Source organism: Bellilinea sp., assembly GCF_034432615.1.
GTDB lineage: Bacteria > Chloroflexota > Anaerolineae > Anaerolineales > Anaerolineaceae > Bellilinea.
On sequence record NZ_DAOUBL010000080.1, the window covers coordinates 1 to 8070 of the forward strand.

Annotated in this window: 6 protein-coding genes and 1 pseudogene; all 7 read right to left on the minus strand. The window is 51.4% G+C overall.

Annotated features, from left to right (window positions below; genetic code table 11):
• Window positions 1-1266 (minus strand): transcription termination factor Rho (rho, locus tag VAE48_RS03770; protein ID WP_322791984.1); only part of this gene is annotated, 1266 nt, incomplete at its 3' end.
• Window positions 1267-1490: 224 nt separating this feature from the next.
• Window positions 1491-2720: an ABC transporter permease gene (locus VAE48_RS03775; RefSeq protein ID WP_322791985.1), complete on the minus strand. Its 1230-nt coding sequence runs from the start codon at window positions 2718-2720 to the stop codon at window positions 1491-1493.
• Between the two features lie 17 nt (window positions 2721-2737).
• Entirely contained in the window at window positions 2738-3940 is a 1203-nt protein-coding gene (locus tag VAE48_RS03780) for an ABC transporter permease (RefSeq protein ID WP_322791986.1), read from the minus strand.
• Window positions 3937-4842 carry an ABC transporter ATP-binding protein gene (locus tag VAE48_RS03785; RefSeq protein WP_322791987.1) on the minus strand — a complete coding sequence of 302 codons (906 nt, stop codon included), beginning with the start codon at window positions 4840-4842 and terminating at the stop codon, window positions 3937-3939. Before VAE48_RS03785 ends, VAE48_RS03780 begins: the two co-directional genes overlap by 4 nt.
• Before the next feature lie 175 nt (window positions 4843-5017).
• Window positions 5018-6295 (minus strand): ABC transporter permease, encoded by a 1278-nt coding sequence (locus VAE48_RS03790; protein WP_322791988.1) that lies wholly within the window; start codon window positions 6293-6295, stop codon window positions 5018-5020.
• A gap of 6 nt (window positions 6296-6301) precedes the next feature.
• Entirely contained in the window at window positions 6302-7591 is a 1290-nt protein-coding gene (locus tag VAE48_RS03795) for an ABC transporter permease (protein WP_322791989.1), read from the minus strand.
• Window positions 7588-8070 (minus strand): annotated as a pseudogene (locus VAE48_RS03800) (heme ABC transporter ATP-binding protein); the annotation flags it as partial. The pseudogene VAE48_RS03800 and the gene VAE48_RS03795, both read right to left, overlap by 4 nt.

Sequence of the window (8070 nt, forward strand, 5' to 3'; positions counted from 1 at the left end):
CTCCGTCAGGCTTTCGAGGAACTCCGCATTGCTCTTGGTTCTTGCCATGCGCTGCAATATCGCTTCGGTGGCTACGGCCGGATCCATTCCTGCTCCCTGCGGCGGGGGTGAAATCATTTGCAGATACATGCGCCGCATCAGCCAAACGCGCTGAAGGACATCCGGGCCGAGCAACAGTTCTTCACGACGGGTTGAGGAGCGTTCAATATCAATGGCCGGATAAACCCGGCGCTCCTGCAATCGGCGTGAAAGATGGAGTTCCATGTTGCCGGTACCTTTAAATTCCTCATATACCACGTCATCCAGGCGGGAACCGGTATCTACCAGTGCGGTGGCGATGATGGTCAAAGATCCGCCTTCTTCCAGATTGCGGGCTGCTCCAAAGAAGCGCTTGGGTGGATACAATGCCGATGGATCCATACCGCCTGATAAGGTTCGCCCGGAAGGGTTGACCACGAGGTTGTAAGCCCGCGCCAGCCGGGTTAATGAGTCCATCAATATTACCACATCTCGTCCAATTTCGACCAACCTTTTGGCACGTTCCAGGGTGATTTCGGCGGCGCGGATATGCGCGGTGACCGGTTCATCAAAAGTGGAGGCAACCACTTCTGCATCCACGGAGCGATCCATATCGGTTACTTCTTCCGGGCGTTCACCAATCAGGGCGATAATCAGATGCACATCCGGGTTTTTGACCGTAATGGCGTTGGCAATTTGTTTGAGGATGGTGGTCTTGCCGGCTTTTGGGGGTGAAACAATCATGCCGCGCTGACCACGCCCGATGGGGGCAATCAGATTGATCAGACGGGTGGAAAGGATATTGCGGTCTGTTTCCAGATCGAAGCGTTTATCCGGGAAAATTGGGGTCAGGCGTTCAAAGACGGGGCGGTCGCGGGCTTCTTCCGGTGTCATACCGTTGATGCTCTCGACTTTCAACAGGCCGTAATGCCGTTCCGATTCGCGAGGCGGCCGCACAACGCCGATGACAAGGTCACCGCTGCGCAATTCGTAGCGGCGCAATTGAGCCTGCGAGACATAGACATCCTCCGGCCCAATTTGATAATTGGTGCGCAAAAAGCCAATGCCTTCTTGCAAGATTTCCAACACCCCGCCGCGTACTTCCTGGCCTTCTTTTTCGGCTTGCATCTGGCGGATGCGCAAAATCAGATTTTCTTTTTTCAGCCGCGAGGCGTTTGGCACTTCCAACTCTCTGGCAATTTCGCGCAAGGTTGCCAGAGGCGCTTTTTCGAGTTCGAGAATTTCCATTTATTCTCTTCCGTGATTGTGGGGGATGGGGTCAAGCCAGATCAACAGGTACAAAGTCCTGATTGATGGGTAAGGGAATTTTTATAAGGAGAAAAGGGGAAGAAAATCGTTTTGACGATCTGAACAAACCGATACGAATCAGCCCTGTCTCTGGCCTGAGAAAATTATAACATTCCCTTTCATGTGTTGCAAGCCGTTCGGGTAATGGATCAGACAACCTCCTCTCACGATCTTCCAGCCAGTGCTTGCAGAAAGACCTTTATGCTGAATGACTGTCCGGAAAGCAAATTTTGCGCTCGAAACATTCCCGATACAAGTCGGATGATGAATACCGCCGTGAGGGCCTGCAGCACGGCTGCCAGCCCCAGTTGCCAGATTGGTACCGGAGTGGCTGCCAGGCGGGTCATCATAGCCACGGGTGAGGTTAACGGGAACAGGCTCAAGCCGATTGAGAGCGCTGCATCGGGGCGGTTTATCAGCAGCGAAATAAACATGAGCGGGATAATGAGGGGTAGAATGACCAGAAAAGTGGCCTGTGAGGCTTCACGCAGATTGGGAACCAGTGCGCCTATGCCTGCCATCAGACCGGCAAAAATGGTATAGCCCAAAATGAAATAGAGAACGCCCCACCCGATGATGGCAGGCGGAATTTGAATGCCCTGAAGCGCAGTGAAGGTTCTTCCGCTAAATTGAAGGAGGATTAATGCCGAAACCAGCCATACAACCATCTGCAGCAGCCCAACCGAACCCAGCCCGATGATTTTACCCGTCATCATTTGCGAGGGAGTGACCGAGGTAAGCAAAATTTCCATGACCCGATTTTGTTTTTCGGTGGTGATGTTGCTGAGCAAGAGGGAGGCTGACCCTAAAATAAAGACATAAAAGAACAGGGTAATCCCATACGGCACAAAAAAGGTCAGCATGTCGTTTGGATCACGGGGCGGTTTTTCAGTAGCAATGAATTCAACCTTCAGGTTGAGTGGCTGAACGACACGATCGAGCAGTTGGGGTTTGTCTTTCAGCAGGTTGTAATGAATTAACCAATCCACCGGATAAGCGTTGCCGCTGTCTTCCAGCAGGTTGATTTGTTGGGCGAAGAGGTCAATTTTGCCTGTTTCCAGATAGTCCCGTGATACGACATACAGCACTGCAATTTGACCTTCTTTGAGCGCTTGCAGTCCGTCACTTTCATTGGGGTATGCCCGAACAATTTCGCCCAATTCTTCGGGTACCTCCAGAATGATGCCACTATAATCCACAAAACCTTTTACCGGTGGTCTTTCGGGAAGGAGCAGGGATGTCAAATCGGGGCTGGGATTATTCCGTTGAAGGATGCCCACAATAAAAACTACGAGAAACCCCACCAGTGGTACCAGAATCAGGGTGAGGATGAAGGAACGGCTGCGTACGATGGTTTCGATTTCATGGGATAGAACAAGCCAGATTTTTTTCATTAAAATACCTCACCAGATCAGCGGGGACGGAGAATTTCTGCCAGGGTCAATTTTTTACCATAGCGGAGCATTCCCAGGCGGAACGCCCGGCTTGCCAGCCAGATGGATGCAGCGGCAGCAGCAAATAATAAGCCAACCGAAAGCCCGATTTGCCAGACCGATAAATTGGTCAACATCGAGCGCAATGGTAGGGTCATGGGGGCTGTGAAAGGAAAGAAACTGAAGCCGATGGCAAGAGGGCCGTTGGGATTTTCCATGATGGCGGCAATGAACCAGAAGGGAATGGCAATCGGGAGACTGAAGAGACCGGCAATCTGTTGAGCTTCACGCGCTTCGGTGGCGGTTGCACCGACCATCGTCATCAGTGCTGCAATCATGATGAAAGCCGGCAAAAAGGTGAGTGTCATCAAACCAAAAAAGGAGAAACCAATCCCCGTTTCGCTCAGGTCGGGGAAGGCGCGAAAGGCAACTAAGGCTGCAACGCCGGCCATGACCAGCCAGAATAGCAGTTGTGTCAATCCCACGCTCAAATTGCCGAAAATTTTGCCGGCCATGAATTGATCTGTGGAGAGAGAGGTCACCACGATTTCCATGGTGCGGTTTTCCTTTTCTTCCACCACCGCCTGAAGCAAATAACCACCGCTGGTGTTGACCGCCAGCAGAAAGATCACGCCGGAGAAGATGGCAATTAGAAAACCGAAAGGGTTGCGGCTGTTGAATTTTTGGTCGCTATCAAAGGTTCGCAGGGTCAGCTCGGGTCCTTCCAGAATGCGGGTGCGGATGGTTGGGTTTTCGCTTTTCAACAGGTTTGCCAGCAGAAATTCTGAAAAATCGCGGTGAACCTCCGAATCAACCGCCTCTTTTGCGATCATCCTGACATTGCCGGTGGCAAGATAATCCGCCTGGATGATGTAGTATGCCTGTATCTTTCCATCTTCTAAAGCCTTGCCCGCTTCTGTTTCATCATTGAAGGTCAGAATTTTGACCCTCTCCGCAAAGAAACCACTGCCTTTGGATGGAAGCGGTTGGGCGTCCTTGAACAGACCGGACTGGTCAACATAACCAACCGGGCGGGTATCTTCACTCAAGACAGCCGCCAGGATACTGACTCCCATGATGACCGCCATAAAAAGCGGGATGGAAAGCAGCCCAAAAATAAACCGCTTACGCTTGACGTGGCGCAGGTATTCGTGTTTGAAAACAACCCAGAACTTGTTCATGAGAATTCTCCGCGGGCAGTGACCACTTGAATGAAAATCTCATCCAGTGTGGGCAGGGCGATTTCAAAGCGTTCCAGCGCAATGCCTTGATCTACCAGATTTTTCAGGATTGTCTGAGGGGTAATTTGATCCGCCAGATGCAGAATGTAGGCGGAGTTTTCGCGCTCAATGCGATTTACACCGGGAATTTGAGCAGGTAAATCGTTCAATGGATGCACAATGACTTCCTGGCCTGAATACTGGCGGCGGATATCGTTCAATTTTCCATAAAGCATCACTTTTCCACGGTTGATTAACACCAGCCGGTCGCATAATTCTTCCACCTGATGCATCTGATGGCTGCACATGACAATGGTCTTGCCCTTGTCGCGTTCTTCACGCAATAAATCTTTAACCATTTGGGTGTTGACCGGGTCGAGTGCGCTGAAGGGTTCATCAATGATGATCAATTGCGGGTCATGAACGAGGGTGATAATGAGTTGCGCTTTCTGCTGCATGCCTTTGCTTAATTCTTTGACCTTCTTTTTCCGGTGATCGTACAGGTCAAAGCGTTTCATCATCTGTTCAACGCGGGCTGCAGCCTCCGCCGGTTTTAAACCTTTCAGGCGGGCCAAATAATTCAGGCAGGTTTCCAGGGTAATATCCTGATATAAACCTCGCTCTTCCGGCAGGTAACCGATGCGATTTTTCTTCTCTTCGCTCATTTTGCCGCCAAGGACTACAACTTCTCCGCTGTCGGGTTTGAAAATATCCAGAATGATGCGAATGGTGGTCGTCTTGCCGGCGCCATTCGGGCCAAGCAAGCCGAAGATTTCGCCCGGCTCAACTTCAAAAGAAACCTGATCAACCGCCTGTTGGCTGCCAAAGCGTTTGCTGATTTGATTGACTTGGATAGAGGTCATAAAAATTCCACCTTTGTGAGTCGACTGGACACAATATTGGATATGATATTTACGCAAGTTTGCTGCGTTTCGTTTCACTGAGATAGCAGTAAGCGTAGAAAATTATAACAAGTAAAAAAGGCAAAACGCCGGACTCAAGCGTTTTGCCTTTTTGTTAAGATTTCCTCAACCCAATTTATTCTTTTTCGTAAGGGATACCATCGGCAGCCGGCACATGACCTTTACCGATCACACCAGCCAGCACTATCATTGTGGCGATGTAGGGCAGCATTAGCAGGAACTGAGACGGAATGGCAATTCCCAGAATTGCCATGCGCGAAGCCAGTGAGTCGGCAAAGCCGAACAGTAAACCGGCTGCAAAACCACCTGTGGGGATCCAGTTGCCAAAGATCATGGCTGCCAGTCCAATGAAGCCGCGACCGGCGGTCATCACTTCGTCAAAGCGGCCGGCGGAACCTAAAGTAAAGTAGGCACCCGCAAAGCCGGCCATCATGCCGCCCAATATGACCGAGGTATAGCGGGTTTTGAAAACATCAATGCCCAATGTATCGGCAGCTTTGGGGTGCTCACCCACGGCGCGCACCCGCAGCCCCCAGCGCGTCTGGAAAAGGCCAATTTGCAGGATGACGATGAAAATGAACATAGCAAAGACGAACAGGTTGTTGACGAAGAAAATCTCGCCGATCACCGGAATATCCGCCAGCAGTGGAATGGCGATGGCCCCAAAAGTTGGTGGATTGTTCAAAGCTGGATAAACCTGCATAAATTTTGCCGAGATGTACGAGGTCAAACCGGTGGCAAAAATATTGATGACCGTGCCGGAGATAATCTGGTTGGTTTTGTACTTGATCGAAAAGATGCCGTGGACATAAGCCAGCACTGCACCGGTCAACACGGCGCAAAACAATCCGAGCCATGCATTTTGAGTTATGCTGCCCACCAGCGCTGAAACCATTGCCCCGCTCAGCATCATGCCCTCAATGGCGATGTTGACCACCCCCGACCGTTCGCAGAGAATGCCGGAAAGAGCACCTAAGGTAATGGGGACGGCTTTGCTCAAGGTGGTATTGAACAAACCTACCAGATTGAGCGATTTGCCGGCGGTTGCCCAGACGAGGAAGCCAAAGACAAATATTCCCACGACTACCGCCAAAACCGCGTTGGTGTATTTTTTGAAGCCACGCGATAGTTGAATGCCGCCCAGAATGGCGCACACAACGGCTAAGACATACAACGTGTTCAGAGCTGGCAGGTTCCATGGATCGAGTTGAGTTTTTGCCTGAAAGGTACTCAGGCCAAAACTGGCGATGGCGTTGCCATCTACCGAGCGGGCAAAAAAGAACCAGATGGAAAGCGCCAACACAAGGAAAAACACACCCATCACGCGCTGGCGGACGGGAGATTCGCGGACAAAGGTTTTATGGAACATCTGGCTGTTGGTTGTTGTTGCCATATTCGATTAACCTCCCCACCCACGAATGGTTACACCCGCTTCCTCAACGGTTGGCTTACGCAGGCGGTAAATGGTGCGGATGATTGCCGGGGCGGCAATAAAGGCCAGGATGACGGCTTGCAAAATGGAAATAATGTCGTTGGGAATACCGGCAGTCAATTGCATTCTTGTGGCACCGCTTCTCAGGGTGCCAAATAGCAGGGAAGCAAGTACCACTCCAAGCGGGTGGTTATTCCCCAACAGTGCCAGGGCGATACTGTCAAAACCATAACCGGAAGAGAATGCCATTGCCAGATTGCGATTGACGCCCAGTACCTCGTTAGCGCCGGCTAAACCGGCCAATGCGCCCGAAAGGCTCATCGCCAGAACAATGTTTTTGGTGACGTTCATGCCGGCGTACTTGGCAGCATTGGGATTGGTTCCTACTGTACGCAATTCAAACCCCCAGGTGGTTTTGAACAGGTACCAATAGACGAGGTAAGCAATTCCCAAAGCGATGAAGAAGCCAAGGTGGAATCGAATCGGGTCTGGGAAAAAGCGTGGCAGCCAGGCGCTGGGTAAAATCTCCGGGCTGACCGGGTTGAAGGAGCCGGGGCGTTTCATTGGGCCGGTCAGCAAAAAATCGCTTAGCCGGAAGGCGATGTAATTCATCATGATGGTGTTGATTACCTCATGTCCGCCGGTTTTGGCTTTTAACCAGCCGGGTATGAAGCCCCAGAAGGCGCCGCCGGCTGCCCCGGCTAACAGCGCCAGCGGAACATGAATGATTGCCGGCAGGCCGGTGACCGAGTAACCCACAAAAGTTGCCGTTATCGCGCCGATGAAAATTTGACCCTCGGCGCCGATATTGAACACACCAGCACGAAAACCCAGCGCAACAGCCAACCCCGCAAATATGTAGGGTGTGGAGGTAACCAGGCTTTCCAGGAAGGGGTTGAAAGCACGGCGGATTTGCAGTTCATCACCGGATTGAAGGGCGGCAATCATGCGCGCCGGATCGCCAAATGCGCCGGTAAATAGGCCCGAGTAAGCTTTAGAAACGGCATCCCATGCGGCTGCCAGTCCTGCGCCAAACGATTGCCCAAAAGCGGCGTAAACCTGTTCGGTGGTGAGAATGATAAAAATCCCGCCAATGATCAGGCCGGTGATTACCGCAAGGAGGGGAATCAAAATGGTTTGACTGATTCCACCTCTTTTCTTGTCGTCTTTTTTGGGTGGTTTAAATTGATTATTTAATTCTTCGAGAAAAATCTGTCCAACACCGGGTTTTTTGGGTTCTTCGGAATTGCTGGTCAATTCGCACCCCCGATCTTTTCAGATTGTGCGGCTTTTTTCTGAATTTGCTGACGGGCGTCTTCCAGTGGCACACCAGCCATGAGAAGGCCGATCAGTTCTTTGCTGGCTTCCTCGGCAGAGACCGTGGCTGTGATTTTGCCGCGGTACATCACGGCGATGCGGTCCGACAATTGCATAATCTCATCCAGTTCGGTAGAAACCAGTAATACGGCTACCCCTTCATCTCGCCGTTTGAGGATTTGGGAATGAATGTATTCAATTGAACCAACATCCAAACCGCGGGTAGGTTGGGCAGCCACCAGTAAGTGAATGGGGCGGGAAAGCTCGCGGGCAACGATCACTTTTTGCTGGTTACCTCCAGAAAGTGAACCGGTCGGCGTGAAGATGGAGGGCGTGCGGATGTCGAATTCCTGCACAAGCCGGGTGGCATTTTGCATCACATAGTCCCATTGTATTATCGCGCCTTTGGCAAATGGGGG